The sequence below is a fragment of the Enterobacter sp. 22499 genome (assembly GCF_052044815.1).
In the GTDB taxonomy this organism is placed as follows: Bacteria; Pseudomonadota; Gammaproteobacteria; order Enterobacterales; family Enterobacteriaceae; genus Enterobacter; species Enterobacter bugandensis.
In genome coordinates this window covers 503,675-530,140 of record NZ_JBQENR010000002.1, presented here as the reverse complement: position 1 = coordinate 530,140, position 26,466 = coordinate 503,675, and the positions used below count along the sequence as shown (strand labels likewise).

At 53.9% G+C, this 26,466-nt stretch carries 22 protein-coding genes, 6 tRNA genes and 1 other RNA gene; 12 read left to right on the top strand and 17 right to left on the bottom strand.

Annotated features, from left to right (window positions below):
• Positions 1-202: 202 nt before the first annotated feature.
• The 3 genes from zipA to ACTJI7_RS10345 all read left to right on the top strand — a co-directional run bounded on the left by zipA (position 203) and on the right by ACTJI7_RS10345 (position 3,482).
• Positions 203-1,180: a cell division protein ZipA gene (zipA, locus tag ACTJI7_RS10355; RefSeq protein WP_063155458.1), complete on the top strand. Its 978-nt coding sequence runs from the start codon at positions 203-205 to the stop codon at positions 1,178-1,180.
• A 69-nt stretch (positions 1,181-1,249) separates the two neighbouring features.
• Positions 1,250-3,265, top strand: a complete 2,016-nt coding sequence (gene ligA / locus ACTJI7_RS10350; protein WP_063155459.1) for an NAD-dependent DNA ligase LigA — start codon at positions 1,250-1,252, stop codon at positions 3,263-3,265.
• Between the two features lies 1 nt (position 3,266).
• On the top strand, positions 3,267-3,482 hold the full coding sequence (locus ACTJI7_RS10345; protein ID WP_003861328.1) for a DUF3820 family protein: 216 nt from the start codon (positions 3,267-3,269) through the stop codon (positions 3,480-3,482).
• Here ACTJI7_RS10345 and ACTJI7_RS10340 read toward each other — a convergent pair.
• Positions 3,479-4,474, bottom strand: coding sequence for a bile acid:sodium symporter family protein (locus ACTJI7_RS10340; protein WP_041908807.1), 996 nt, complete (start codon positions 4,472-4,474; stop codon positions 3,479-3,481). The genes ACTJI7_RS10345 and ACTJI7_RS10340 overlap by 4 nt on opposite strands.
• An 89-nt stretch (positions 4,475-4,563) precedes the next feature.
• On the opposite strand from ACTJI7_RS10340, the gene ACTJI7_RS10335 reads away from it, so the two are divergent.
• Positions 4,564-5,499, top strand: coding sequence for a LysR family transcriptional regulator (locus tag ACTJI7_RS10335; RefSeq protein ID WP_041908810.1), 936 nt, complete (start codon positions 4,564-4,566; stop codon positions 5,497-5,499).
• On the opposite strand, the gene ACTJI7_RS10330 is transcribed toward ACTJI7_RS10335, so the two are convergent.
• The 6 genes from ACTJI7_RS10330 to ACTJI7_RS10305 all read right to left on the bottom strand — a co-directional run bounded on the left by ACTJI7_RS10330 (position 5,496) and on the right by ACTJI7_RS10305 (position 6,492).
• Positions 5,496-5,834: a FlxA-like family protein gene (locus ACTJI7_RS10330; protein ID WP_045631028.1), complete on the bottom strand. Its 339-nt coding sequence runs from the start codon at positions 5,832-5,834 to the stop codon at positions 5,496-5,498. The two genes, ACTJI7_RS10335 and ACTJI7_RS10330, sit on opposite strands and share 4 nt — an antisense overlap.
• 125 nt (positions 5,835-5,959) lie before the next feature.
• Positions 5,960-6,088: non-coding RNA, RtT sRNA (locus ACTJI7_RS10325), on the bottom strand.
• Positions 6,089-6,114: 26 nt separating this feature from the next.
• Positions 6,115-6,190, bottom strand: a tRNA-Lys gene (locus ACTJI7_RS10320).
• A gap of 4 nt (positions 6,191-6,194) precedes the next feature.
• Positions 6,195-6,270, bottom strand: a tRNA-Val gene (locus tag ACTJI7_RS10315).
• Positions 6,271-6,299: 29 nt separating this feature from the next.
• Positions 6,300-6,375, bottom strand: a tRNA-Val gene (locus ACTJI7_RS10310).
• 41 nt (positions 6,376-6,416) lie between these two features.
• A tRNA-Val gene (locus ACTJI7_RS10305) sits at positions 6,417-6,492 on the bottom strand.
• A 258-nt stretch (positions 6,493-6,750) separates the two neighbouring features.
• Here ACTJI7_RS10305 and gltX point away from each other — a divergent pair.
• Positions 6,751-8,166: a glutamate--tRNA ligase gene (gene gltX, locus ACTJI7_RS10300; RefSeq protein ID WP_045631029.1), complete on the top strand. Its 1,416-nt coding sequence runs from the start codon at positions 6,751-6,753 to the stop codon at positions 8,164-8,166.
• Positions 8,167-8,218: 52 nt separating this feature from the next.
• Here gltX and ACTJI7_RS10295 read toward each other — a convergent pair whose 3' ends face one another.
• Both ACTJI7_RS10295 and ACTJI7_RS10290 read right to left on the bottom strand, forming a co-directional pair.
• On the bottom strand, positions 8,219-8,602 hold the full coding sequence (locus tag ACTJI7_RS10295; RefSeq protein WP_032644902.1) for a YfeC-like transcriptional regulator: 384 nt from the start codon (positions 8,600-8,602) through the stop codon (positions 8,219-8,221).
• Position 8,603: 1 nt separating this feature from the next.
• Positions 8,604-8,966, bottom strand: a complete 363-nt coding sequence (locus tag ACTJI7_RS10290) for a YfeC-like transcriptional regulator (RefSeq protein WP_045259649.1) — start codon at positions 8,964-8,966, stop codon at positions 8,604-8,606.
• Positions 8,967-9,183: 217 nt separating this feature from the next.
• Between ACTJI7_RS10290 and ACTJI7_RS10285 the strand changes: the two genes are divergently transcribed.
• The 3 genes from ACTJI7_RS10285 (at position 9,184) to ACTJI7_RS10275 (ending at position 11,780) form a co-directional block, all read left to right on the top strand.
• Positions 9,184-9,259, top strand: a tRNA-Ala gene (locus tag ACTJI7_RS10285).
• Positions 9,260-9,300: 41 nt separating this feature from the next.
• Positions 9,301-9,376, top strand: a tRNA-Ala gene (locus tag ACTJI7_RS10280).
• Between the two features lie 214 nt (positions 9,377-9,590).
• On the top strand, positions 9,591-11,780 hold the full coding sequence (locus ACTJI7_RS10275) for an EAL domain-containing protein (RefSeq protein ID WP_440670117.1): 2,190 nt from the start codon (positions 9,591-9,593) through the stop codon (positions 11,778-11,780).
• A 42-nt stretch (positions 11,781-11,822) separates the two neighbouring features.
• Here ACTJI7_RS10275 and ACTJI7_RS10270 read toward each other — a convergent pair whose 3' ends face one another.
• Positions 11,823-13,010, bottom strand: coding sequence for a NupC/NupG family nucleoside CNT transporter (locus ACTJI7_RS10270; protein WP_008501591.1), 1,188 nt, complete (start codon positions 13,008-13,010; stop codon positions 11,823-11,825).
• 346 nt (positions 13,011-13,356) lie between these two features.
• On the opposite strand from ACTJI7_RS10270, the gene ACTJI7_RS10265 reads away from it, so the two are divergent.
• Positions 13,357-14,595: an Nramp family divalent metal transporter gene (locus tag ACTJI7_RS10265; protein WP_028013986.1), complete on the top strand. Its 1,239-nt coding sequence runs from the start codon at positions 13,357-13,359 to the stop codon at positions 14,593-14,595.
• Positions 14,596-14,627: 32 nt separating this feature from the next.
• Here ACTJI7_RS10265 and ACTJI7_RS10260 read toward each other — a convergent pair whose 3' ends face one another.
• Complete coding sequence (locus ACTJI7_RS10260; protein WP_028013985.1) at positions 14,628-14,978, bottom strand: DUF2502 domain-containing protein; 351 nt, start codon at positions 14,976-14,978, stop codon at positions 14,628-14,630.
• Between the two features lie 127 nt (positions 14,979-15,105).
• On the bottom strand, positions 15,106-16,104 hold the full coding sequence (mgrA, locus tag ACTJI7_RS10255; RefSeq protein WP_063155460.1) for an L-glyceraldehyde 3-phosphate reductase: 999 nt from the start codon (positions 16,102-16,104) through the stop codon (positions 15,106-15,108).
• A gap of 185 nt (positions 16,105-16,289) precedes the next feature.
• On the opposite strand from mgrA, the gene ipdC reads away from it, so the two are divergent.
• A complete protein-coding gene (gene ipdC / locus ACTJI7_RS10250) occupies positions 16,290-17,948 on the top strand; it encodes an indolepyruvate decarboxylase (RefSeq protein WP_440670120.1) in 1,659 nt (552 codons plus the stop codon).
• Here ipdC and ACTJI7_RS10245 read toward each other — a convergent pair whose 3' ends face one another.
• Positions 17,949-19,184: an ion channel protein gene (locus tag ACTJI7_RS10245; RefSeq protein WP_063155462.1), complete on the bottom strand. Its 1,236-nt coding sequence runs from the start codon at positions 19,182-19,184 to the stop codon at positions 17,949-17,951. It lies immediately after the preceding gene.
• A 205-nt stretch (positions 19,185-19,389) separates the two neighbouring features.
• On the opposite strand from ACTJI7_RS10245, the gene glk reads away from it, so the two are divergent.
• The gene (glk, locus tag ACTJI7_RS10240) at positions 19,390-20,355 is read left to right on the top strand and encodes a glucokinase (RefSeq protein WP_028013981.1); all 966 of its coding nucleotides are present in this window, start codon (positions 19,390-19,392) and stop codon (positions 20,353-20,355) included.
• 38 nt (positions 20,356-20,393) lie between these two features.
• Here the strand turns inward: glk and ACTJI7_RS10235 are convergent, their stop codons facing one another.
• Both ACTJI7_RS10235 and ACTJI7_RS10230 read right to left on the bottom strand, forming a co-directional pair.
• Positions 20,394-21,125, bottom strand: coding sequence for a LytR/AlgR family response regulator transcription factor (locus tag ACTJI7_RS10235; protein WP_192979182.1), 732 nt, complete (start codon positions 21,123-21,125; stop codon positions 20,394-20,396).
• A gap of 1 nt (position 21,126) precedes the next feature.
• Complete coding sequence (locus ACTJI7_RS10230) at positions 21,127-22,833, bottom strand: sensor histidine kinase (RefSeq protein ID WP_041908832.1); 1,707 nt, start codon at positions 22,831-22,833, stop codon at positions 21,127-21,129.
• Positions 22,834-23,219: 386 nt separating this feature from the next.
• Here ACTJI7_RS10230 and alaC point away from each other — a divergent pair, with 386 nt between their 5' ends.
• Complete coding sequence (gene alaC / locus ACTJI7_RS10225) at positions 23,220-24,458, top strand: alanine transaminase (RefSeq protein WP_028013978.1); 1,239 nt, start codon at positions 23,220-23,222, stop codon at positions 24,456-24,458.
• Positions 24,459-24,508: 50 nt separating this feature from the next.
• Here alaC and ypdK read toward each other — a convergent pair whose 3' ends face one another.
• Both ypdK and lpxP read right to left on the bottom strand, forming a co-directional pair.
• Complete coding sequence (gene ypdK, locus ACTJI7_RS10220; RefSeq protein ID WP_099458937.1) at positions 24,509-24,580, bottom strand: membrane protein YpdK; 72 nt, start codon at positions 24,578-24,580, stop codon at positions 24,509-24,511.
• A 358-nt stretch (positions 24,581-24,938) separates the two neighbouring features.
• Positions 24,939-25,859, bottom strand: coding sequence for a kdo(2)-lipid IV(A) palmitoleoyltransferase (gene lpxP, locus ACTJI7_RS10215; protein WP_100169914.1), 921 nt, complete (start codon positions 25,857-25,859; stop codon positions 24,939-24,941).
• Positions 25,860-26,466: the final 607 nt, after the last annotated feature.

Genomic DNA, 26,466 nt, shown 5'->3' with positions numbered 1-26,466 from the left:
CAGTGGAATTGCCCGCCTATATTATCCACTTGCGGACCAATGACCAGTTCGGAAATGTTCGAAAAACCAGCAAAAAGCACGATTTACTTCATCTTTATGCTGCGAATGCTCTGCACACACTTGCACTTGACGTAAACGGCAAATACTCTTAGTGAGTAAATGTTTGCCGTGGTGGCAAGGTGTTAGAACAACAGAGAATATAATGATGCAGGATTTGCGTCTGATATTAATCATTGTTGGCGCGATCGCCATAATCGCTTTACTGGTACATGGTTTCTGGACCAGCCGTAAAGAGCGTTCCTCGATGTTTCGCGATCGCCCACTGAAGCGCATGAAGTCCAGTCGTGATGATGATGACACTGAAGATGACATCACCGGTAGCGACGACGACGGCGTGGGTGAAGTTCGTGTTCATCGGGTCAATACTGCGCCCGGCGCGGCTCATGGGGAGCATGAAGCCCCCCGCGCTCCGCAGCACCAGTATCAACCGCCGTATGCCTCTGCCCAGCCGCGCCAGCCAGCGCCGCAGCCAGTGGAAGAACCTGTACGTCAGCCGCCGCAACCGCCTGTACAACAGCAGCAGCCCGCTGCGCCACAGCCGGTTCAACAGCAACCTGTGCAGCAGCCCGTGCAACAGCAACCTGTGCACCAGCCGCAGCAGCCTGTTCATGTACAGTCTGCGCCGCAGCCCGCTCCGGCTCCGCACGTTGAGCCAGAGCCGGTCGTCGAGCCTGAACCGGTTGTTGAAAAGCCGCAGCGTAAAGAAGCGGTGATCATCATGAACGTGGCCGCGCATCACGGCAGCCATCTCAACGGTGACGTGTTGCTCAACAGCATTCAACAGGCAGGCTTCAAGTTTGGCGATATGAACATTTTCCATCGCCATCTGAGCCCTGACGGTAGTGGTCCGGCGCTGTTTAGCCTGGCCAATATGGTCAACCCAGGCACCTTTGACCCGGAAATGACCGGTGATTTCGTGACGCCGGGTGTCACTATCTTTATGCAGGTGCCGTCCTACGGCGACGAGCTGCAAAACTTCAAGCTGATGCTGCAGTCCGCTCAGCACATCGCTGATGAAGTGGGTGGTGTGGTGCTCGACGATCAGCGTCGAATGATGACCCCGCAGAAGCTGCGCGAGTATCAGGACCGCATCCGCGAAGTGAAGGAAGCCAACGCGTAATTGTCGCGTTTACTTCAACTCCTCCTCAACCCCCGCCTGTCGGGGGTTTTTTCTCATTGATGGTGCGATATGGACTCAATCGAACAACAACTCACTGAACTGCGAACCACGCTTCGCCATCATGAATATCTCTATCATGTTATGGACGCACCGGAAGTGCCTGATGCTGAGTATGACCGGCTGATGCGCGAGCTGCGCGAGCTGGAGGCGCAGCACCCGGAACTGATTACGCCAGATTCTCCGACCCAGCGCGTCGGCGCCGAGCCGCTGGGGGCTTTCAGCCAGGTGCGTCACGAAGTGCCGATGCTGTCGCTGGACAACGTCTTTGATGAAGAGAGCTTCCTCGCGTTTAACAAGCGCGTGCAGGACCGTCTGAAAAGCAGCGATTCCCTCACCTGGTGCTGCGAGTTGAAGCTCGACGGCCTGGCGGTCAGCCTTCTCTATGAAAACGGCGTGCTGGTGCGCGCCGCCACGCGTGGCGACGGTACGACGGGTGAAGACATCACCACCAACGTGCGAACCATCCGCGCGATCCCGCTGAAGCTGCAGGGAGACAACATTCCCGCGCGTCTGGAAGTGCGCGGCGAGGTGTTCCTGCCGCAGGCGGGATTCGAGAAAATTAACGAAGAGGCGCGTCGCACCGGCGGGAAAGTGTTTGCTAACCCGCGTAACGCGGCGGCGGGCTCTCTGCGCCAGCTTGACCCGCGCATCACCGCGAAGCGACCGCTTACTTTCTTCTGCTACGGCGTCGGTATTCTGGAAGGTGGTGAGTTACCGGATACGCACCTCGGGCGTCTGCTGCAGTTTAAAGCCTGGGGCCTGCCGGTGAGCAACCGCGTTCAGCTCTGCGACTCGCCGGAAGCGGTGCTGGCGTTCTACCACAAAGTGGAAGAGGACCGTCCGACGCTCGGCTTTGATATCGATGGCGTTGTCATCAAGGTCAATTCGCTGGCGCTGCAGGAGCAGCTGGGCTTTGTGGCGCGTGCGCCGCGCTGGGCGGTGGCGTTTAAATTCCCTGCTCAGGAGCAGATGACCTTCGTTCGCGACGTGGAGTTTCAGGTGGGACGTACGGGCGCTATTACCCCGGTCGCTCGACTGGAGCCGGTGCAGGTCGCAGGCGTGCTGGTGAGTAACGCTACGCTGCACAACGCCGATGAAATCGAACGCCTCGGCCTGCGCATCGGTGACAAAGTGGTGATTCGCCGCGCGGGCGATGTTATCCCGCAGGTGGTGAACGTTGTTGAGTCAGAACGTCCTGATGATACGCGCGAGGTCGTTTTCCCGACCCACTGCCCGGTATGCGGCTCTGACGTAGAGCGTGTGGAAGGCGAAGCGGTGGCCCGCTGTACGGGCGGCCTGATCTGCGGCGCGCAGCGTAAAGAGTCGCTTAAGCACTTTGTTTCCCGTCGCGCAATGGACGTTGACGGCATGGGCGACAAGATTATCGATCAGCTGGTTGAGAAAGAGTATGTCCATACGCCAGCGGATCTGTTCAGGCTCACGGCGGGCAAACTGACCGGTCTGGATCGCATGGGGCCGAAGTCAGCCCTGAACGTGGTTAACGCGCTGGAAGCAGCGAAAGAGACGACCTTCGCCCGCTTCCTGTACGCGCTGGGCATTCGTGAAGTCGGCGAAGCGACGGCGGCAGGTTTAGCCACGTACTTTGGTACGCTGGAGGCGCTGGAAAAGGCAAGCATCGACGAGCTGCAGAAAGTGCCGGACGTCGGCATCGTCGTCGCCACGCACGTCTTTAACTTCTTTGCCGAAGAGAGCAACCGCGAGGTCATCGGCAAGCTGCTGGAAGAGGGCATTAAATGGCCTGCGCCGGTGGTAGTCAACGCCGAAGACATTGATAGCCCATTTGCCGGTAAAACCGTGGTGCTAACCGGTAGCCTTAGCCAGCTTTCACGTGACGATGCAAAAGCGCGTCTGGTGGCGCTGGGGGCCAAAGTGGCGGGCAGCGTGTCGAAGAAAACCGACCTGGTGATTGCCGGCGAAGCTGCGGGTTCGAAGCTGGCGAAAGCCCAGGAGCTCGGCATTGAGGTTATCGACGAAGCGGAAATGATGCGCCTGTTAGGAGAGTAACGTGGAGAAAGAGCAGCTCGTTGAGATCGCCAATACGGAAATGCCGTTCGGTAAATATAAGGGCCGCAGGCTGATCGATTTGCCGGAGGAGTACCTGCTGTGGTTCGCCCGCAAGGACGAGTTCCCCGCCGGGCGCCTGGGCGAGCTGATGGCTATCACGTTACTGATCAAAACCGAGGGGCTGACCCAACTGGTGCAGCCCCTGAAGCGTCCTTAAGCCTTCGCGGCGCGGGTTTCTTCCTGCGCCAGCTTTTCCGTCTGGCGCTTGTAGCGACGCGCCAGCACCGCGCAGACCATCAGCTGGATCTGATGGAAAATCATTAGCGGCAGCACCATCATCCCGATCACCGAGGTGGGGAACAGAATGTTCGCCATCGGGATGCCGTTCGCCAGGCTCTTTTTGGAGCCGCAGAAGACGATGGTGATCTCATCGGCTTTGCTGAAGCCGCATTTGCGCGCCACAAAAACGTTCACCGCAATGACAATTGCCAGCAGAACTAGGCTGACCACCACGATAAACAGCAGCGAGCCTGCACCCACCTTATGCCAGATCCCGTTTACGACCGCTTCGCTGAAGGCGGAATAGACCACCAGCAGAATCGAAGACTGGTCGGTTTTGGAGATCCATTTCTTATGCTTCGCCACGAACGCCCCGGTCCACGGACGTGAGAGATGGCCCAGGACAAACGGCAGCAGCAGTTGCAGGCAGATTTTGCCGACTTGCTCAAGGTTACCTTCCGCGCCGTGCATGTTCATCAGCAGGCCCACCAGCAGCGGGGAGACGAAAATCCCTAACAGGCTGGATGCCGATGCGGAGCAGACCGCGGCTGCAACGTTCCCTCCGGCAAGAGAGGTAAAGGCAATGGCAGACTGCACGGTGGCCGGGAGAATACAGAGATACAGGAAACCGGTGTAGAGCGCCGGATCGACGTTAACCGGTGCCCACCAGGCAAACAGCACCCCGAGGATCGGGAACAGAATAAACGTGCTGCACATCACCCAGAGGTGCAGTCGCCAGTGGCTACCGCCAGCGATAATCGCTTCGCGGGAGAGCTTTGCGCCGTGCATAAAGAACAGCAGCGCGATGGCGGCTGTCGTCAGTCCCTCAAAAAAAGGGACGAAACCGCCGCGAGCAGGGAAGAACGAGGCCAGTAAAACGGTGGCCACCAGGGTTAGCGTAAACGGATCAAGAATACGAAATAGTTTCATAATGACTCCTGAAAACAGATGTCGCTATTGTGCTTTTTTCCATTTGAGAAATAAAATTGATTTATTGCATCCATTCATGAATTAAACAGATGAATTATTCCCTACGCCAGCTTCGCATTTTCGTCACCGTCGCCCATGCCCGCAGCTTTAGCCGGGCAGGTGAAATGATCGGCCTGAGCCAGTCGGCGGTCAGCCACAGCGTGAAAGAGCTGGAAAACCAGACCGGCGTTAGGTTGCTTGACCGCACCACGCGCGAAGTGGTCCTGACCGAAGCCGGGCAGCAGCTGGCCCTGCGTCTTGAACGGCTGCTTGATGAGCTGAACAGCACGCTCAGAGACGTGGGGAGGCTGGGGCAGCAGCTGTCGGGCACCGTGCGGGTTGCGGCCAGCCAGACGATATCCGCGCACCTTATCCCGCAATGTATTGCCGAGGGAAACCATCGCTATCCTGATATTGATTTTGTCCTGCATGACAGACCGCAGCAGTGGGTGCTGGAGAGCATCCGTCAGGGGGATGTGGATTTTGGTATTGTGATCGATCCTGGCCAGGTGAGCGATCTGGAATGCGAAAGCGTTCTTTCTGAGCCTTTTTTGCTGCTCTGCCGTGACGACGACCCGCTGGCAGCGTTGCTTGAGGTCAGCTGGCAGTCCCTGCAGGGGGCGAACCTGGTTTTACAGGATTATGCCTCAGGCAGCCGCCCGCTGATTGATTCCGCGCTGGTGAATCAGGGCGTTAAGGCAACGATCGTGCAGGAGATTGGTCATCCGGCCACGCTGTTTCCGATGGTGGAAGCCGGAATTGGCATCAGCGTGTTGCCCGCTCTGGCGCTTCCCCTGCCGCAGGGAAGCCAGCTGGCGGTGAAGCGGTTGACGCCCGTTGTCGAACGAAAGCTGATGCTGGTGCGGCGAAAAAATCGTTCGCTCTCGGGTGCGGCGCAGGCCATCTGGGAAGTGGTGCGTATCCAGGCACAACGATTAACCGAGGCCCGCATACGCGATCCACTGTTTAACGCATCAGACGATTAGATGTAGATATCAATCTGATTAGTGTCTGACGGGCTATTCACGCCTTCTACTTTGCCCAGTTTTTGATCCTGCTTCTTCTGAGCTTCTTCGGCCTGCTGGCGCTGCAGTGCGGCGAGCTGCGCCTGCAGCACTTTGATCTGGGTCTGAATCAGTTCCTGCTGCTTCTTCTTCTCATCTGCACTGCCGGGGCTGTTTGCCAGCTCTTTTAACTGCTGGGTCAGCTTTTTGATCTTGTCGAGAATGCGGGTGATTTGCGCAGAGATATCGTTACTGCTCGAAGAGCCACTCGCGCCGCTGGTTTGAATCTGTTGGGTTGAAGCCTGAATGGTCGTCATACTTTTTCCTCGCGTTATAAAACAGAGGTATCGGCACCGACGGGATTAGCTTGAGGAAAATGCGGCAGGTTCACATTTTTATATCGCAGATAGCAAAAAAGCGCCTTTAGGGCGCTTTTTTACATTGGTGGGTCGTGCAGGATGACTCGCTTCGCTCGCCCTTCGGGCCGTCGCCGTAAACGGCTCCGGTGCCTCACTGCGTTCGGCTCGAACCTGCTGCAGGTTCGAATCATCCAGATCGCAGATAGCAAAAAAGCGCCTTTAGGGCGCTTTTTTACATTGGTGGGTCGTGCAGGATTCGAACCTGCGACCAATTGATTAAAAGTCAACTGCTCTACCAACTGAGCTAACGACCCGAAATGGTGGGCGATGACGGGCTCGAACCGCCGACCCCCTCCGTGTAAAGGAGATGCTCTACCAACTGAGCTAATCGCCCATTTCGGAACTGCTTTGATAAGGTGAGAATGGTGGGCGATGACGGGCTCGAACCGCCGACCCCCTCCGTGTAAAGGAGATGCTCTACCAACTGAGCTAATCGCCCAATCTCAATTCTTATCTACACTGCGAGTCTACCGAAGTAGATGGTGGGTGATGACGGGCTCGAACCGCCGACCCCCTCCGTGTAAAGGAGATGCTCTACCAACTGAGCTAATCACCCCCGCTGTGTGGAGTCGCATTATAGGGAGAGTTGAAAATGAGTCAACGCATTTTCTAAAGTTTTTATTCGTTCGTCGTAAAATTAAACAAAACGATCGCAAAACGGGCGGTGGCGCATGATTTCTAAACAAAAACAGCAAACTCCGCCACGATAAAGGGATCGACATTGAGGAATCCCCCCACAGTGATAGAATATTGCCCATCGTTTTTTCCCCGGGATTTGCCGATTGCCGGCATCTTTATAACGTAAGGCCATTTCATGAAAATCAAAACTCGCTTCGCGCCGAGCCCGACAGGCTATCTGCACGTCGGTGGTGCTCGTACTGCTCTCTATTCCTGGCTTTTTGCACGCCACAACCAAGGTGAGTTCGTGCTGCGTATAGAAGATACCGATCTTGAGCGCTCCACGCCGGAAGCAATTGAAGCCATTATGGATGGTATGAACTGGCTGAACCTGCAGTGGGACGAAGGCCCGTATTTCCAGACCAAACGTTTTGACCGCTATAACGCTGTTATTGATGAGATGCTGGTCGCGGGCACGGCGTATAAGTGCTACTGCTCCAAAGAGCGTCTGGATGCGCTGCGTGAAGAGCAGATGGCGAACGGTGAAAAACCGCGTTATGACGGCCGTTGCCGCCACGACCACAGCGAGCATGCCGCTGATGAGCCATGCGTGGTGCGTTTTGCTAACCCGCAGGATGGCTCGGTGATTTTCGACGACCAGATCCGTGGCCCGATCGAATTCAGCAACCAGGAGCTGGACGATCTGATCATACGCCGCACCGACGGTTCCCCAACCTATAACTTCTGCGTCGTGGTTGATGACTGGGATATGGAAATTACCCACGTTATCCGTGGTGAAGACCATATCAACAACACCCCACGCCAGATCAACATCCTGAAAGCGCTGAATGCACCTGTTCCGGTCTATGCGCACGTCTCCATGATCAACGGCGACGACGGTAAAAAGCTGTCTAAACGTCACGGTGCGGTCAGCGTCATGCAGTATCGCGACGACGGCTATCTGCCGGAAGCGCTGCTGAACTATCTGGTGCGTCTGGGCTGGGCTCACGGCGACCAGGAGATCTTCAGCCGCGAAGAGATGATCGAACTGTTCTCTCTGAGCTCTGTGAGCAAATCTGCCAGCGCATTTAACACCGACAAGCTGCTGTGGCTCAACCATCACTACATCAATACCATGCCGCCGGAATATGTGGCGACTTACCTGCAGTGGCACATTGAGCAGGCAAACATTGATACCCGCACTGGCCCTGAGCTGGCGGACCTGGTAAAACTGCTCGGCGAGCGCTGCAAAACGCTGAAAGAAATTGCCGAAAGCTGCCGCTACTTCTATGAAGAGTTTGATGAGTTCGACGCTGACGCCGCGAAGAAGCACCTCCGCCCGGTTGCGCGTCAGCCGCTGGAAGTGGTGCGCGACAAGCTGGCTGCGCTCACCGAGTGGACCGCTGAAAATGTGCATCACGCCATTCAGGCGACCGCAGACGAACTGGAAGTGGGCATGGGCAAAGTCGGTATGCCACTGCGCGTTGCGGTGACCGGCGCGGGTCAGTCTCCGGCGCTGGACGTGACTGTCCATGCCATCGGCAAGTCACGCAGCGTGGCGCGCATCAACAAGGCGCTGGATTTTATTGCAGAACGTGAAAATCAGCAGTAATTAAGCCATCTATAAGAAAAACGGCAGGGTATCCTGCCGTTTTTTTTGACTTTTATTCGGCAATACCCAGACGAGCAAGAAAACCGCGTATGCCTTCGCGCTTCAGTAAGGTATCCAGACGCTGCTGTTCAAGCTCAGTCATACTCTCCAGCGTTTCGATAATGCCCGGACGCAGACGTGAAGGCTGTTCATTGTAGGATGAGGCCACCTCAGCCAGATGATAAACCGCCTGGCGGTTACGGATAGCCGGGAGGCTCATAATATGCTCCTTCACGCGTGCATCAACGTGAATGAGCCGCGCCCGACCGCCTTTTACGCCATTGAGTCCTTCGGTTTTCCACCCCTGCTGCCGTATCCAGCGATTTACCGTTTGTCTGGCAACACCCAAATTCTCCGCCAGCTCTTCCGTGGTCATTTTGCTACGTAGTCTTTTCATATTAATTCTGGTCGCGAATCCCTAAACGTTGCAACAAACCGGTAATCCCTTCCCGCAATAGCAGCGATGTCATCAGCTTCTGCTCTTCCGGCGTCATTTCATTGGCCAGCGTCAGGAGTAGGGTATGAAGTGAACCGTCAGTGCTGATGCCGTCAGGCATAGCGGATGTTTCCGTTGCCCGGCGTGCGCTGCGGATAAAGTCACGCACCTTTTCGTTCACATGCACCAGGCGCGCTTTACCCCCCTGGACACCGGGCTTGGGCGACGTTATCCAACCCTCTTTGCGTACCCATTTATTGATGGTCTGTCGGCTATAGCCAGTGAGCAGGGCTAACTCTTCCGGCGTCATTCGTTCCTTGATCATGCAATTTCCTGAACATTCGTGGGGTTAATTAACGGCTCATTTTATAGCACCGTTTTACGTGAAAACGTGACAGGCTTAACTCATGACTGCGAGCAGGCTCGCAAAGTGATTCATTTGCATGATTTTTCGGCGATTGAACCGCGGCTATTGATTTTGCCGTTGACACTCCGCGGCGGAATTCATATTATGCCGCCCGTCAACATGACAGCTTTACGATGGGGCTATAGCTCAGCTGGGAGAGCGCCTGCATGGCATGCAGGAGGTCAGCGGTTCGATCCCGCTTAGCTCCACCAAACTCTGAACCCAACAGAGTGTGGTTAGTAAAGTAACATGTGGGGCTATAGCTCAGCTGGGAGAGCGCTTGCATGGCATGCAAGAGGTCAGCGGTTCGATCCCGCTTAGCTCCACCAAAATTTTAAACCCTCGTCAAAAGACGAGGGTTTTTTTTATGTTTTTGTAACACCCCTAAACGTATTTTGTTGCCAAAATGGTTTTTTTCCATATCTCACCTCAACCGAAATCAATAAATCAGTCTATAAATAGACTTCAACTTGATTCGCGTAATTAATAAACCTATTATCCATGCGGTCAATGATATGAACGGATAATAATCTCCCCAGCTTAATGAATAGAAAATCGTATAATAATGTAAAGATATTTATAATTGCTCTGGCGATCTGTCTGATTGCGGTTCCCGTTTCCCGGTATCTCTCCCCGCGTGCAATTGTTAATGAACACGACGTTTATTTAGCGTGGCTCCCGTCAAGCGTTATGCTAGCGATTATGCTGTTATTGGGGCGCCGCGGTATTCTGCCTATTCTGATAAGTTTTATGGTTGCTAATATATTTAACGTTAATTTAGCACCGCTACAATATTCAGTATTACTGTTCTGTCAGACTTTCTCCGTATTCGCTGCCTGCGGTGTTCTGCGCCTTCTGCTGGGCCGGCGCTGGCGCTACTGTATGCCCAACAGGCACATTGGGTTACGCATATTTTGGCTCGGCTTTATGGTGCCGATAGGCATTAAAATGTCGATGTATCTCGCTGGCTATTTCTTTGATTTTCCGGTCACAATCTCAACTTTTTTCGGCGAAGGAACGGTAATTTATAACGTTGTTGATATTCAAAGCCTGATATGCGCGGCGATGATTTTTACCATGATGTTCTATTATCCGTTAAGAATGATTATTAATCCTCGTTATGCCATCAAGTTCTGGCGGCGAAGTGTGAAGCCCGTGTTTTTACACAAGAAATCATTATATATATTCGTCTGGCTGATGCTGTTAATCGCCATCATCGCAATTTTATGTGCGCCTTTTGAGTCGCCTGTTATTGCGGGCTATTTGATGCCGATTATTTTCATTCTCTTTACGTTAGCGATTAGCCGTCTGAGCTACGCGCTTATCTCTCTGCTGTGGGCCACCTCTGCGCTTCTGCTGTTGACCTACAACTACAACTTTCTAAACGGAGTGGAGTCGGGCCATTCGCTCTCCTTTATCCTGTCGGTACTGATCTCTTTTGCTATCTGCCTGCTTTATATGTCGCGTATCTATCAGCGAAGCGAATGGTTGAAGCAGGGCTGGCAGGACAGAGCGCTCACCGATCCGCTGACCGGATTACCCAACATTCGTGCGCTGGAAGATTTTCTCCTCGACCACCCGGATGCCAAAGTGTGTTGCCTGAGAATGGATAATCTGGAGTTTTTAAGTCGCCATTACGGCATTCTCATGCGGGTGCACTGCAAACGAATGATCACGTCCTCTCTCCAGCCGCTGTTGCAAAAAGATGAGACGCTTTTCCAGCTGCCGGGAAGCGAGCTGGTGCTGGTATTGCTTGGGCAGGGAACGGCCGAGCGCCTCCAGCATATGGTTGATCGGCTGAACAGCCGTAAGATTTTCTGGAACAATACCGGGCTGGATATCGAATTTGGCGCGTCCTGGGGAATGGTCGAAAACGGTGAGAAACTGCACCACACGCTGGGGCAACTGAGCTGGCTGGCCGAGCAATCCTGCGGAGCGCACAACGTTCTTGCGCTGACGAATAGCCTGGAAGCTGCATCAGGACAAACAACGGAGCGTGTCCTGATGCTGGCGCGGATTAAGCACGCCCTGGAGGCGGGGCAGTTCCATTTGTATGCGCAGCCGATCCAGAAGGCGGACGGTAGCGGGTACTACGAAATTCTGGCGCGTATGGAGAGCGAGGGCGAGATCATCACCCCTGACCGCTTTATTCCCCTGATTGCCCAGTTCAACCTCAGCCACCGGTTTGATATGTGCGTCATGGAAAAATTACTGCTGTGGCTGCGCGATCACCCAGCGACGCAGGCTGGCGCCCGTTTCTCTGTCAATCTGATGCCGCTTACGCTGATGCAAAATGAGGTGGCGACTGAGATTTGTGCGCTCTTTGAACGGTACGGCGTTGCGCCTCAGGCTGTCGTGATTGAGATCACCGAAGAGCAGGCCTTCTCCAATTCCGGCTGCAGCATCCACAATATTCAGCAACTGCGGGATTACGGTTTCAGGATTGCCATCGATGATTTTGGTACCGGCTACGCCAACTACGAGCGTCTGAGACGCCTGCAGGCAGACATCATTAAAATTGACGGCTGTTTCGTGAAAGATATTTGTACTGATGATATGGACGCAATGATCGTCCAGTCGATATGTAATCTGGCGAAGACGAAATCACTGTGCGTGGTGGCCGAATATGTTGAGACGCCAGCGCAGCGGGAGATGCTGCTACGCTTCGGCGTGGACTATCTCCAGGGCTACCTGATAGGCAAACCCAAACCGCTGGAAGAATTGCGGGCATAAAAAAACCGGGAGCAAGTCTCCCGGTTTTTTTTACGGTAAACGTTACAGAACCAGCGCAGCGATAGAAGCAGACAGGACGCTCACCAGGGTGGAGCCGTAAACCAGTTTCAGGCCAAAGCGAGAAACCACGTTACCCTGTTCTTCGTTCAGGCCTTTAATCGCACCGGCGATAATACCGATGGACGAGAAGTTCGCGAAGGAGACCAGGAATACGGACAGAATGCCTTCCGCACGTGGAGAGAGCGTGCTGGCGATTTTCTGCAGATCCATCATCGCAACGAATTCGTTAGAAACCAGCTTGGTCGCCATGATACTGCCTACCTGCAGCGCTTCATGAGCCGGAACACCCATCACCCATGCGACAGGGTAGAAGATGTAGCCCAGGATGCCCTGGAAGGAGATGCCCAGCACTGCGGCGAACAGGGCGTTCAGTGCGGAGATCAGGGCGATAAAGCCGATCAGCATCGCGGCAACGATAATCGCCACTTTGAAACCTGCCAGGATGTACTCACCCAGCATTTCGAAGAAGCTCTGACCTTCGTGCAGGTTAGACATCTGGATGTTCTCTTCGCTGGCGTCAACACGATACGGGTTGATCAGCGACAGAACGATAAAGGTGCTGAACATATTCAGAACCAGCGCTGCAACCACATATTTTGGCTCCAGCATGGTCATATATGCGCCCACGATAGACATGGAAACGGTAGACATCGCGGTTGCCGCCATGGTGTACATGCGGTTACGGGACATTTTGCCGAGGATATCTTTATACGCGATGAAGTTCTCAGACTGACCGAGGATCAGGGAACTTACGGCGTTGAAAGATTCCAGCTTGCCCATGCCGTTTACTTTGGATAACAGGAAACCAATGCCACGAATAACGAACGGCAGAACGCGGATGTGCTGCAGAATACCGATCAGCGCGGAGATGAAGACGATTGGGCACAGTACCTTCAGGAAGAAGAATGCCAGACCTTCGTCGTTCATTTTACCGAAGACAAAGTTTGTCCCTTCGTTGGCGAATCCGAGCAGTTTTTCGAACATTTCGGAGAAGCCTTTCACGAAGCCGAGGCCTACGTTGGAGTTCAGGAAGAACCACGCAAGTAAAACTTCAATGACCAGCAGCTGGACAACATAACGAATACGAATTTTTTTGCGGTCTGTGCTGACCAGCAATGCGAGTGCAGTAACGACAACAAGTGCCAGGACAAAATGAAGGACGCGGTCCATATTTGCTCCAAATATGAGGCAGGTTTAATTTTCGTGCACATTCTATGTAACAAGCGAAAAGAAAACGAGATCAGGGACACACTATAGTTACATCCTGTGACGAGTCTCAAAATTAGTGATCCACAATACATTTTTGTTATGTTAGGTAAATGAGTGAAAAGTTAAGTTTGTGTGCTACGCTTCACAAATGACCGCGCATTTTCACATTCTGTGATGTCGCACCACCTGCCCGTCTATTGTTCTTAGCTATCAGAGAAATCATTTTAAACTCTCTAAATGATCTTGATAATCATTCTCATTTTGATAGCATTAAACATAGCAAAGGCTATATTTCCAGAGGCAGATAATGACAAACAGTCGCGTAGAGGGTAGCAGTGGTAGAGCCGCGCGCAAGTTGCGGTTCGCATTAATGGGACCTGCTTTTATTGCTGCCATCGGCTATATCGATCCGGGTAATTTTGCGACCAATATTCAGGCCGGGGCCAGTTTCGGCTATAAGCTGCTGTGGGTGGTCGTCTGGGCAAACCTGATGGCGATGCTGATTCAGATGCTCTCTGCAAAACTGGGGATTGCCACGGGTAAAAACCTGGCGGAGCAAATTCGCGATCATTATCCCCGTCCGGCGGTGTGGCTCTACTGGGTTCAGGCGGAAATTATCGCCATGGCAACCGATCTCGCTGAATTTATCGGGGCAGCGATCGGCTTTAAGCTGATTCTGGGCGTGTCGCTGTTACAGGGAGCGGTGCTGACCGGGATTGCCACATTCCTGATCCTGATGTTACAGCGTCGGGGGCAAAAACCGCTGGAGAAGGTCATTGGTGGCCTGCTGCTGTTTGTTGCTGCGGCGTACATCGTCGAGCTGATTTTCTCACAGCCGAATCTGGCGCAGCTCGCAAAAGGCATGGTGATCCCAAGCCTGCCAACCTCGGAAGCGGTTTTCCTGGCCGCCGGGGTACTTGGGGCGACCATTATGCCGCATGTCATTTATTTGCACTCCTCGTTAACCCAGCATCTGCACGGCGGGACGCGTAAAGAACGCTACTCGGCAACCAAATGGGATGTGGCAATCGCCATGACCATCGCGGGTTTTGTGAATCTGGCGATGATGGCCACCGCAGCCGCCGCTTTCCACTTTAACGGTCATACTGGTGTCGCCGATCTCGACCAGGCTTACCTCACGCTGGAGCCGTTACTGAGTCATGCTGCTGCCACGATATTTGGTCTGAGCCTGGTTGCCGCCGGTCTCTCCTCCACGGTGGTGGGGACGCTGGCAGGGCAGGTGGTGATGCAGGGATTTGTTCGCTTCCATATTCCATTGTGGGTGCGTCGTTTTATCACCATGCTTCCGTCGTTTATCGTGATTCTGATGGGGCTCGATCCAACGCGAATTCTGGTGATGAGCCAGGTGCTGCTGAGCTTTGGTATTGCGCTGGCGCTGGTGCCGCTGCTGATTTTCACCAGCAATAAAACTCTGATGGGCGAACTGGTTAATACGACGCTGGTGAAACGGGCCGGGTGGGCCATCGTGGTGGTGGTCGTAGCGCTAAACCTGTGGCTGTTGATTGGCACTGCGCTGGGGCTATAAAAGAAAAAGGAGCCGGGAGGCTCCTTTTTGCATTAATGATGACCGTGACCGTGACCACCGCGTCCTTTTCCGCCGTGACCCCAGCCGCCGCGGCGGTCGTCACGATCTTTCCAGCCTTCGCGGTAGCCGCGCTCATAGGCGTTGTTTTTATACCAGCCGCGATGCAGGCCGTTATCGTGCCTGCGCCAGCGGTCACCCCGCCATTCATAATGACGGTGCCAGTAGTCACGGTCGCGCCAGTAGCCACCGTCCCAGTATCTGCCGTAGTCGTCACGATCGCCAATTTGTAATTTTACTGATGGCAACAGGGTGATTTCGCCCGCAGTGGCGACGAGCGGGGCCGAAGCCAGTAATACCGCTGCAAGAATCAGTGACCTGAACATACTCTTTCTCCTTCACGATCGGGGCCTTCGTGGGGCCTGTTAACGCAATATTACGAGTTGGTAAAGGCTCGTTTCATCGCCTCAACTCCGAATTCCAGAGGGAGAGCACTTTTTGCTAAAAGTGGTTTTATTTTGAACTGCTCAGGATCTGGTCGATTAGGGAAAGTTCTTCTGCGGTAAACTGGCGGTTTTCCAGCATACCCACGGCATCATCAATCTGAGCCGTTTTGCTGGCTCCGATCAGCACCGACGTGACCTCCTCATGGCGTAACACCCAGGCAAGCGCCATCTGCGAGAGTTTCTGGCCGCGGCTTTCTGCCAGGGCGTTTAGCTGGCGCACCTTCTCAAGCTTCCCTTCGGTGATCTGTTCCGGGTTAAGGAATTGACTGCCGCTTGCCGCACGGGAATCGGCGGGAATACCGTTAAGATACCGGTTGGTCAACTGTCCCCCTGCCAGCGGCGAGAAGGGAATACAGCCGACCCCTTTTTCCTGCAGAACATCCAGCAAACCCTCTTCCGGCGCACGTTCGAACATCGAGTATTTCGGCTGGTGGATCAGACAGGGCGTGCCCAGGTCATTCAGGATATCAATCGCTTTTCGCGCCAGCTCGGCAGGATAGTTGGATAACCCGACATACAGGGCTTTGCCCTGACGCACCACATGGTCAAGCGCTTTCATGGTTTCCTGCAGCGGCGTTTCCGGATCCGGACGGTGATGATAGAAGATATCGACATATTCCAGCCCCATGCGCTTCAGGCTTTGATCGAGGCTTGCCAGCAGATATTTGCGCGATCCCCAGTCGCCGTAAGGGCCGTCCCACATGGTATATCCCGCTTTGGTGGAGACGATCAGCTCATCGCGCCAGGGCAGGAAATCCTCCTGCAAAATACGGCCGAAATTACGCTCGGCGGACCCCGGCGGGGGACCATAGTTATTGGCAAGGTCGAAATGCGTAATACCCAGATCGAACGCGCGCTGTAAAAGTTGACGGCTATTTTCGATAAGCGTGGCGTCACCAAAGTTATGCCACAGCCCCATCGAGACCGCGGGCAACCTGAGTTCGCTTTGTCCACAGCGGCGATACTCCATTGTCTGATAACGATTTTTGTCCGGCTGATAACCCATTCGTATGACCTCTCGTGCTGAAGAGAAAAATCAGTGTATACGTTTACATTAACGTGAAAAAAAGCAGCATAACCCAGCATTTTTTGTAAAGCATTCTTTCCATATCCTTCTTATCGCCAATTCTGGACAGCCATCACGCTTATTTAATACTCAAAGTGAGGTCAACATCAGAAGGATACCTGTTTATGCGTACCCCGTACTGCGTCGCCGATTACCTGCTGGACCGCCTTACAGATTGTGGAGCCGATCATCTGTTTGGCGTGCCGGGCGACTATAACCTGCAGTTTCTCGACCACGTAATAGACAGCCCGGACATCTGCTGGGTGGGCTGTGCCAACGAGTTAAACGCCTCTTATGCCGCTGACGGATATGCCCGCTGTAAGGGCTTCGCCGCGCTGCTGACGACGTTTGGCGTCGGCGAATTAAGTGCCATGAACGGCATTGCGGGCAGCTATGCCGAGCACGTTCCGGTGCTGCATATTGTTGGCGCGCCGGGGATGGCGTCTCAGCAAAGAGGGGAACTGCTGCACCATACGCTGGGCGATGGTGAGTTCCGTCATTTTTACCATATGAGCGAGCCGATCACCGTTGCACAGGCGATCCTGACCGAACAAAACGCCTGTTATGAAATCGACCGGGTACTGACGACGATGCTCCGGGAACGTCGCCCCGGCTATTTGATGTTACCTGCCGATGTGGCAAAAAAAGCCGCTACGCCGCCTGTAAACGCTCTCACGCTTCGGCATGCGCATGCCGATAGAGCCTGCCTGAAAGCGTTCCGGGATGCTGCGGAGCGTCAACTGGCAGCGAGTAAGCGTACCGCGCTGTTAGCGGATTTTCTTGTCCTGCGCCATGGGCTGAAGCACGCGCTGCAGAAGTGGGTGAAGGATGTGCCGATGGCGCATGCCACGATGCTGATGGGCAAAGGCATATTCGACGAACGTAACGCCGGTTTTTACGGTACATACAGCGGTTCAGCCAGTGCCGGTCCGGTAAAAGAGGCGATAGAGGGGGCGGATACGGTGCTGTGCATCGGCACGCGTTTTACCGATACTCTGACGGCCGGGTTTACCCATCAGTTAACGTCTGCACAGACGATAGAAGTCCAGCCTCATGCCGCCCGCGTCGGCGATATCTGGTTTACCGGCATCCCGATGGCCCAGGCCATTGAAGCGCTGCTGGAGCTGTGCAAACAGCATATTCACGATAAGCCTGTTCCGGCATCGCACAGCGCGATGAATTTCCCTCAGCCGGACGGCTCACTTACTCAGGAGAATTTCTGGCAAACGCTGCAAACGTTTATTCGCCCGGGAGACATCATCCTGGCCGATCAGGGCACCTCGGCCTTCGGCGCGATTGACCTGCGTTTGCCTGCCGACGTGAATTTTATCGTCCAGCCGCTGTGGGGCTCGATCGGCTACACCCTGGCCGCAGCGTTCGGTGCGCAAACGGCATGCCCGAACCGGCGGGTGATTGTGCTGACGGGGGATGGCGCGGCACAGCTGACCATTCAGGAGCTCGGGTCAATGTTGCGTGATAAACAACATCCCATCATTCTGGTGCTCAACAACGAAGGATACACGGTTGAAAGGGCAATTCACGGGCCGGAACAGCGTTACAATGACATTGCGCTATGGAACTGGACGCAAATCCCGCAGGCCCTTAGCCTCGATCCTCAGGCCCAGTGCTGGCAAGTCAGTGAAGCGGAGCAGCTGGCGGACGTGCTGGAAAAAGTGGCGCACCACGAGCGGCTCTCGCTAATTGAGGTGATGCTGCCAAAAGCGGATATCCCGCCGCTGCTGGGGGCGATTACCAAAGCGCTGGAAGCGCGCAATAGCGCCTGATTATTTGTCGTTTCGCCAGGCCATCATCATCGGTTTGCCCGCCAGCAGGAGCCAGGCGGGCAACATCACGATGCAGAGCAGCGGGAACAGCGTCGAATCCGGCACCACCACCGCCGCCATAAACAGGCTCAGCCATGCATCGCGCGTCACCACCAGTACCAGCCCCAGAATAGAGCAGGATACGGTAATCGCCGCCGGAACCGCGTCGACATGCTCGTGCAGCATCAGCCCCAGCGCCACGCCGACAAACACCGCCGGGAAGATACGCCCGCCGCGGAAACCGCACGCTGCAGCAACGACAAGCGCCGCCAGCTTGATGATGGCAAACAACAGGTAATCGGACACGCTAAACACCTGGCTGAAGGCCAGCTGCTGCATTTCGTCCAGACCTTTGAACAGGGTCACCGTTCCGCCAATTGCCCCTAAAACACCGAGGATTAGCCCCCCTGTTCCCAGAATCAATACCGGATGTTTGAGTTTATGCACCAGCCGGTGCAGGCGCGGAAGACACCATACCGCCACCATGCCCAGCGCGATGGCGATCGCGACGACGATGGCGCCGCTGAATATATCTGCAATCCGCATCTCTCCGTAGTGCGGCAGAGAGAGGGAAAAATGGGGATGGAAAAACAGGCTTGTCGTCAGCGCGCCGGCAGCCGCGGCCATCAGTGGAGCGAACAGCTTATCCCAGAGTGGGACGTCGTTATCACTGGCCAACGTCTGAGAAAAGATCAGGGCAGCAGCGACAGGCGTGCCAAAAAGCGCCCCGATGGTGCCTGCGGAGGCGAGGATGGTCCAGTCCAGCGCGCCGACGCGAGGCAGAATGCGTGCGCCGAGGAACACCGCCAGGCCAATATTCACCGCCATAATCGGATGCTCGGGACCCAGGCTAACGCCGCCCGCCAGGCCCACGATCAACGCGACGATCAGCCCCGGCAGTGCAGAGGGGGGAACCGGGGCGCCAATAAGAGGTTCCAGCGCCGGGTCCGGTCCGGCGTGGCCGGGACTGAAACGGATCGCCAGACCCACCGCAATACCGGTTAACGTCAGCATCAGGATGATCCACGCCGAAGAATCCGCGGTGACCCCCAGTTTTGCCGGAAGCGCTGTCCATAAGAGAGTTTGCAGCACCGACGCGATTTTCATCACGACGATAAGGACCAGGCTTGAGGCCACGCCAATGATCAGCGCCGGAATTGCCAGCAACAGCATGGTTCTGGCTCGCGGGTGGAGCATGATGATTTCCTTGTACAAAATGCAATGACGTTACTTTGCATATTAAGCCTTATGGCAATAGTGCAAAAGGTGCTGAAACGGTAAAGTTATTCTGTGACGAAGATCGATAATCCACGGGCATTCACCTTCCGGTCGTTGTTGTTATCACGCCTTGAATTTACAGTGTCCGAAAGATTTATTCTGACTTTAGCGGAGCAGTAGAAGAATGACAAAGTATGCTTTGGTAGGCGATGTGGGCGGCACGAACGCGCGTCTCGCATTATGCGATGTAAGTAGCGGTGAAATTTCTCGGGCGAAGACCTACTCAGGGCTGGATTACCCAAGCCTTGAGGCCGTTGTTCGCGTCTATCTGGAAGAGCATCAGGTGAGCGTCGAGGACGGCTGCATCGCCATTGCCTGCCCGATAACCGGCGACTGGGTCGCAATGACCAACCATACCTGGGCATTCTCCATCGCAGAGATGAAAAAGAATCTCGGTTTTGCGCATCTGGAAATCATCAATGACTTCACCGCGGTGTCCATGGCGATCCCGATGCTGAAGCCGGAGCACCTGATTCAGTTTGGCGGCGCTGAACCGGTCGAAGGCAAGCCGATTGCGGTTTACGGCGCCGGTACCGGCCTGGGCGTGTCGCACCTGGTGCATGTTGCTCAGCGCTGGGTGAGCCTGCCGGGTGAAGGCGGCCATGTGGACTTTGCGCCAAACAGCGAAGAAGAGGGCATTATCCTCGAAGAGTTACGCGCGGAGATCGGCCACGTTTCCGCCGAGCGCGTCCTGTCAGGGCCGGGGCTGGTAAACCTGTATCGTGCGATTGTGAAATCGGACGGTCGTCTGCCGGAAAACCTGCAGCCGAAAGACGTCACTGAACGCGCGCTGGCGGACAGCTGCATCGACTGCCGTCGCGCTCTTTCGCTGTTCTGCGTCATTATGGGACGGTTCGGCGGCAACCTGGCGCTGACGCTGGGCACCTTTGGCGGGGTCTATATTGCGGGCGGGATCGTGCCGCGCTTCCTCGACTTCTTTAAAGCCTCCGGTTTCCGCGGCGGGTTTGAAGATAAAGGGCGTTTCAGAAGCTACGTACAGGACATTCCCGTTTATCTCATCGTGCATGATAACCCAGGCCTGCTGGGTTCGGGTGCCCATCTGCGTCAGGTTCTCGGTCAAATCCTCTGATGCATCATTACCCTCTCCCGCGGGAGAGGGCTCTTTCGTTACAGGTGCATCAGCTGGCGGAACTCTTTCACTTTGCTGCGGCTCACCGGCACCTGAAAATCCAAATCCTTCAGGCGCAAAATATAGGTGTTGTTAAACCACGGTTCGATCTCGCGGATCTTATTTAAATTGACGCAAAACGAACGGTGGCAGCGGAAAAAGTGGGCTGCCGGAAGTTTGCTGCAGAATTCGGTAATGTTCATCGCCATGACATACGATTCCCGCCGCGTATAGACAAACGTCATCTTTTCGTGCGCTTCGGCGTAGTAGATATCGTTGACCGGGGTCACGATGATGCGCTCATCTTTGACCAGATTAATGGTGTCGTTTTCCCGTATCGTCGGGCTGACGGTAGCCGGAGCGCTCTGTTGCTGCCATGCAGCCTCCAGCTTTTGCAGCATGCTGACAATTCGCGACTCCTGGTAAGGCTTCAGAATATAGTCAAATGCCTCCAGCTCGAAGGCTTCTACGGCATGCTCTTTCCATGCGGTAACGAACACAATAAACGGCTTATGGGCAAACTGATTGATATTTTGCGCCAGCAGCACGCCGTCCAGCGAGGGAATATTGATATCCAGAAAAATCGCGTCAACCCGGTTATGCTGCAGAAACTTCAGCACGTCCAGACCATCATCAAACGTACCCACAATCTCCATCTGGCTGTGGGTTTTGATAAGCCAGGTTAGTTCCTGTTGAGCCAGGAATTCATCTTCAACGATGATGACTTTCATATTACTCACCCTGAGGTAATAAAGATGTCGCCGCATGAACAGGGGAGCGCTCATTCGGGACGTAAAAAGCGATTTCAGTGCCTGGTTCAAGACGATGAATATGCAGCCCGTCGCCGTAGAGAAGCTTGACTCTGTGGTGCACGTTCAGCAGCCCGATTTTATTCCCGGGCATCTCGTTAGACTCCACGCGCTCAATGACTTTTGGGTCAATCCCGTGGCCGGTATCGCGTACCGCAATTCGCACCCGGTTGCCACTTTCGGTGATGCTGATGGTGACCACCCCTTTGCCTTTACAGGGCTGAATACCGTGAACAATCGCGTTTTCAACCAGCGGCTGGATCAGCAGGCTCGGGATCACGCAGTTGACCTCTTCATCAATATCGTAAATCACCGTGAGCTTGTCGCCAAAGCGCGCCTGCTCAATCGCGATATAGTCTTTGATCTGATAAAGCTCTTTTTTAATATCGATCTGCTCGTCATCTTTCAGTTCGATGTTGTAGCGCAGATAGCGCGACAGGTTAAAAATCAGCTGGCGCGCGGTGTCCGGATTCAAACGAATGGAAGAGGAGATAGCGTTCAGCGCGTTAAACAGGAAATGGGGATTAATTTTGCTCTGCAGCGCGCGCAGCTCTGCCTTATTTGCCATCTCACGCAGCTGTTCTGCCCGGGAGACCTCAAGCTGAGTAGAGATAATCTGCGACAGGCCAATGGCCATCTCCTGCAGCGTGGAGGTGATCTGATGCGCGTGGCAGTAATAAATTTTCAGCGTGCCCGTCACAACGCCTTTTTCCCATAGCGGGATCACCAGCATTGAGTGAATTTCCGGCGTTCGGTGAGCTTCATCATTGTTTTTAATAATGATTTTGCCGTAGTTAATCGCCTGTCTGGTGGTCGGACTAATGGTGTCATCACTGTCGCGATAGTTGTGCTCCCCGACGCCTACGTAGGCCAGCACGTGGTCGATATTGGTGATGGCGACGGCGTCAGCGTGAATGTCGTGGCGGATGATCTCGCAGACCTGGCGCAGCGACTCCGCGTTAACGTGGCGAAAGAGCGGCAGCGTTTTGTTGGCAATATCCAGCGCCAGCTTGGCCTGACGGGCGGCGCTGGCCTCTTTTTCCCCTTCAACGCTCTGCACCAGCAGCACGATAAAACCGATGCAGACGCTGCCCAGGATCATGGGAATACCGATTTTCGAGACGATATCCAGCCCCAGCGCGGTGGTGGGGGCCCAGACGACGACCAGGATCATGGTCAGCGTTTCGCACACCATGCCCGCAGCAATCCCGGCGCGCCAGCGCTGTTTTTTGGGGATCTTGCGGCCGATCCAGCCGGAAAGCACCCCGGCGATAATGCTGGTGATAAAGCATGGCACTGCCGTTACGCCACCGATATCAATCAGATAGCGATGGGTCCCGGCAATCACGCCGGTGATAACACCCACCCACGGGCCAAACAAAATTCCGCCGGACATGACGGCGATAATGCGCACGTTAACCAGCGAACCTTCTACCGGCACCCCGGACCAGGTGCTAAACAGTGCGAACAGAGAAAAGATGGCGGTAACGGCCAGCAGCTCTTTCGGCGAGTGTGCGGATTTATGCAAAAGCTCGCGAAACAAGCGAATGCGAATCAGGAAGAACAGGCAAATCAGCATTAATGCCGCACGGTCAAAAACCGCCAGCAGCATAGTGAATATCTCGTGCACGGAGCAGACCTGGGCAAACGGGAAAGAACCATGATAAAAAACCTGGGGCGTATTGACCAGCTATCCGTCGGGTTTATCAAATGAGGAAAAACCATATTTTACAAAGGGGATTGTCAGGTGAGGATTGATGCTACCCGATTTTTTCTCAGCGCCAAATCACCAGGTAACTGTTTTGATATCATTGTGTTAAATAACGGCTAACGGAAAGCCAATATCAGAACCCTGTTTCCATTTTCAGACATTGCAGTGTTCCGGTTTTCACGCGGGCGCTTTTTTTTCATTTCCCTCTCGACAGGGTGTTTTTTTTCAGGTTATTTTCTAAGCACGCCACATCGGTGGCAGCGTCGCTCGGACGGTCCGGGCGCTAACGTTAATCTGAGGAATCTATGGCTGAATTCAGTCCTGAACGCCGTTTTACGCGTATCGATCGTCTCCCCCCTTATGTTTTCAATATCACTGCTGAACTGAAGATGGCTGCGCGTCGGCGCGGCGAAGATATTATCGATTTCAGCATGGGTAACCCTGACGGCCCAACGCCACCGCATATCGTTGAAAAGCTCTGCACGGTTGCCCAGCGCCCGGATACGCACGGCTACTCAACCTCGCGCGGTATTCCCAGGTTACGTCGCGCGATCTCGCGCTGGTATCAGGATCGTTATCAGGTTGATATCGATCCTGAAAGTGAGGCGATTGTCACCATCGGCTCGAAAGAAGGGCTGGCACATCTGATGCTGGCTACGCTGGATCACGGTGATACGGTGCTGGTACCCAATCCAAGTTACCCAATCCATATCTACGGCGCGGTGATTGCCGGGGCGCAGGTGCGCTCTGTTCCGCTGGTGGAAGGTGTCGATTTCTTTAACGAACTGGAACGTGCCATTCGCGAAAGCTACCCGAAACCCAAGATGATGATCCTCGGTTTCCCGTCGAACCCAACGGCCCAGTGCGTGGAGCTTGACTTCTTCGAGAAAGTTGTCGCTCTGGCCAAGCGTTATGACGTGCTGGTGGTTCATGATTTAGCCTACGCCGATATCGTCTATGACGGCTGGAAAGCCCCGTCGATAATGCAGGTTCCGGGCGCGCGTGACGTGGCGGTGGAGTTCTTTACCCTGTCGAAAAGCTACAACATGGCGGGCTGGCGTATTGGCTTTATGGTGGGTAACAAAACGCTGGTAAGTGCACTGGCGCGCATCAAGAGTTACCACGATTACGGTACCTTCACGCCGCTGCAGGTTGCCGCTATTGCCGCTCTGGAGGGCGATCAGCAGTGCGTTCACGACATTGCTGCTCAATATAAACGTCGCCGCGACGTACTCGTAAAAGGGTTACATGAGGCTGGCTGGATGGTGGAGATGCCGAAAGCGTCCATGTACGTCTGGGCGAAAATTCCGGAACCGTACGCAGCGATGGGTTCGCTGGAGTTCGCTAAAAAGCTGCTGCAGGACGCGAAGGTGTGTGTGTCCCCGGGCATCGGCTTTGGTGATTATGGCGACACCCACGTGCGCTTTGCTTTAATCGAAAACAGCGACCGTATTCGTCAGGCGGTGAGGGGCATCAAGAGTATGTTCCGTGCCGATGGCCTGCTCTCAGCAAAGAGCGTTGCTGAAAACCCCGTGTCCTCATGACAAAAAAACAGGAGCCAAATGGCTCCTGTTTTTTTGACTGCATGTTCTCACTAGATCATCAGGGCAAAGGTTCCGGCCCAGACTAAAACGATCACCGAAATGCCCATAAAGAAATATTTCACGTTTCATCGCTCCGCGTATCTTGTGGTACGCATTTAAAAACAGAGTCCAACTGATTATAGAGAACTGAAATCCCGGCTAAACAGAAATGAGAATTTTCCCGTTACGCCGATGACTCCCGCTCAGAATTCTGTGCTTTCCTGGTGCCAGACGGCGCTAATGTACGCTTAAAAATGAGGGGTGACAAGAGGGATTTTTTTAAATAATTTCCGCCACTTACGAGTGTCGTGGAACGGCGACAGTTTGATTTCACAGCGCAATAAATTCACTTTGGGCGACGCCATCAAAGACGGTTTTGCAGTGAGATGACAGGTGATTGAAAAGGCTAGTTTCTTAGCGAAACTAACCTTCACGCAGGGCTTAAATATAGAGGGAGGCTTCGCCAAGAGGACGCGTTTTGAAACGGCGATGCATCCAGAGATATTGCTCCGGTGCGCGCATGATTTCAGTTTCGATGACCTTATTGATAAACGCTGCCGCTTCGCACTCGTTTTCCGGATAGTTAGCCATTTCCGGAGAGATGTGCAGACGGTAGCCTGACTTATCCGCTTTTCTCACCATCGTCACGGTCAGCATAGAGGCACCTGACAAACGCGAAATGACGAAAGTCCCGTTGGTCGTCGCTACATCCTTCACGGCAAAGAAGGGGGCAAAGCTGCTGCCTTTGCGTCCGTAATCCTGGTCAGGAGCGAACCAGACGGCCTCACCTTTCTTCAGGGCGCCAACCATACCGCGCAGGTTGTTACGGTTGATCATCGCTTTATTGGAGCGCATGCGGCCTCGCGTCTGAACCCACTCCATCAGTGCACTGTTGTGCGGTCTGTAGGTTGCCATCATTGGCTGACAAAGGCCCATCACGCGCCCGCCAAGCTCCAGGGACATAAAGTGCACGCCAACAACCATCACGCCGCGTTTTTGCAGCTGAGCGCGTTTAAGGTTGTCCAGTCCTTCTACATCAAACCATTTGCGGACGCGTTCATCCGGCCAGAACCAGGCCATGCCGGTTTCAAGCAGCGCCATGCCGATGGATTTAAAGTTTTCAGAGATCAGTTTTTCGCGCTCTTCAGCATTGTACTGAGGAAAGCAAAGCTCGATGTTTTTACGCGCGATAGATTCGCGACGCTTCAGGAAATAGCGGGATGCGCTGCCCAGTTTCGACCCCAGCATACGCAGCACAGGGTAGGGGAGCTGTACCAGCAGCCAGAGAACGCCAAGACCAAACCATGTAAACCAGTAACGCGGGTGTAAAAACGCGCGTTGAAATTTGGATTGAGACAAAATAGAGAAACCTATGTAGAGCCGGTGAAAGTAACGCTTAGTGCGATACCACGTGCCTATTAGACCGTAGTACAAGGTCATGGTTGCAGGCTTTACCGATCTTTACGGCGTTACCTGGCCATAGCTGACGTTGGGTGGGCGGTATAATGTAACACCGTTATACGATATGTGCTATTACTCGTTTTTGATTAAAAAAGCGACGATCCAGGAGGTGTTTGATTTTACAGGTTTTATAAACAGCCGCATTGAGAGCATCCCTCCTTCTTGCGCGGCGAGCAGAAGCCTCTGCGCAAGGAGAAGGTCAATTCACGAGCAAGCACGGTATTAATGATTGACGACTCGTTAAGTATCCGGAAATGAATTTTTTACTACATATAATAAATAAGAATTTTCATAAGGAAAAATCTTATTTATTATTCATGCCATCAATAAAATATTCACTTTTCATACTTCTTTCGTATCTTCTTTTTTGCGTCCCTCAATAGCTTCTTTCAGTTAATTCATGCTTTTTTGACAAAGCGTCGTGATGCAAATCAAAATAAGTTGTTTTTATTAGTATCTCACTGGTTGGGATCCTTTTAACGATATAAATATTTGGTTTGCGCGAAAA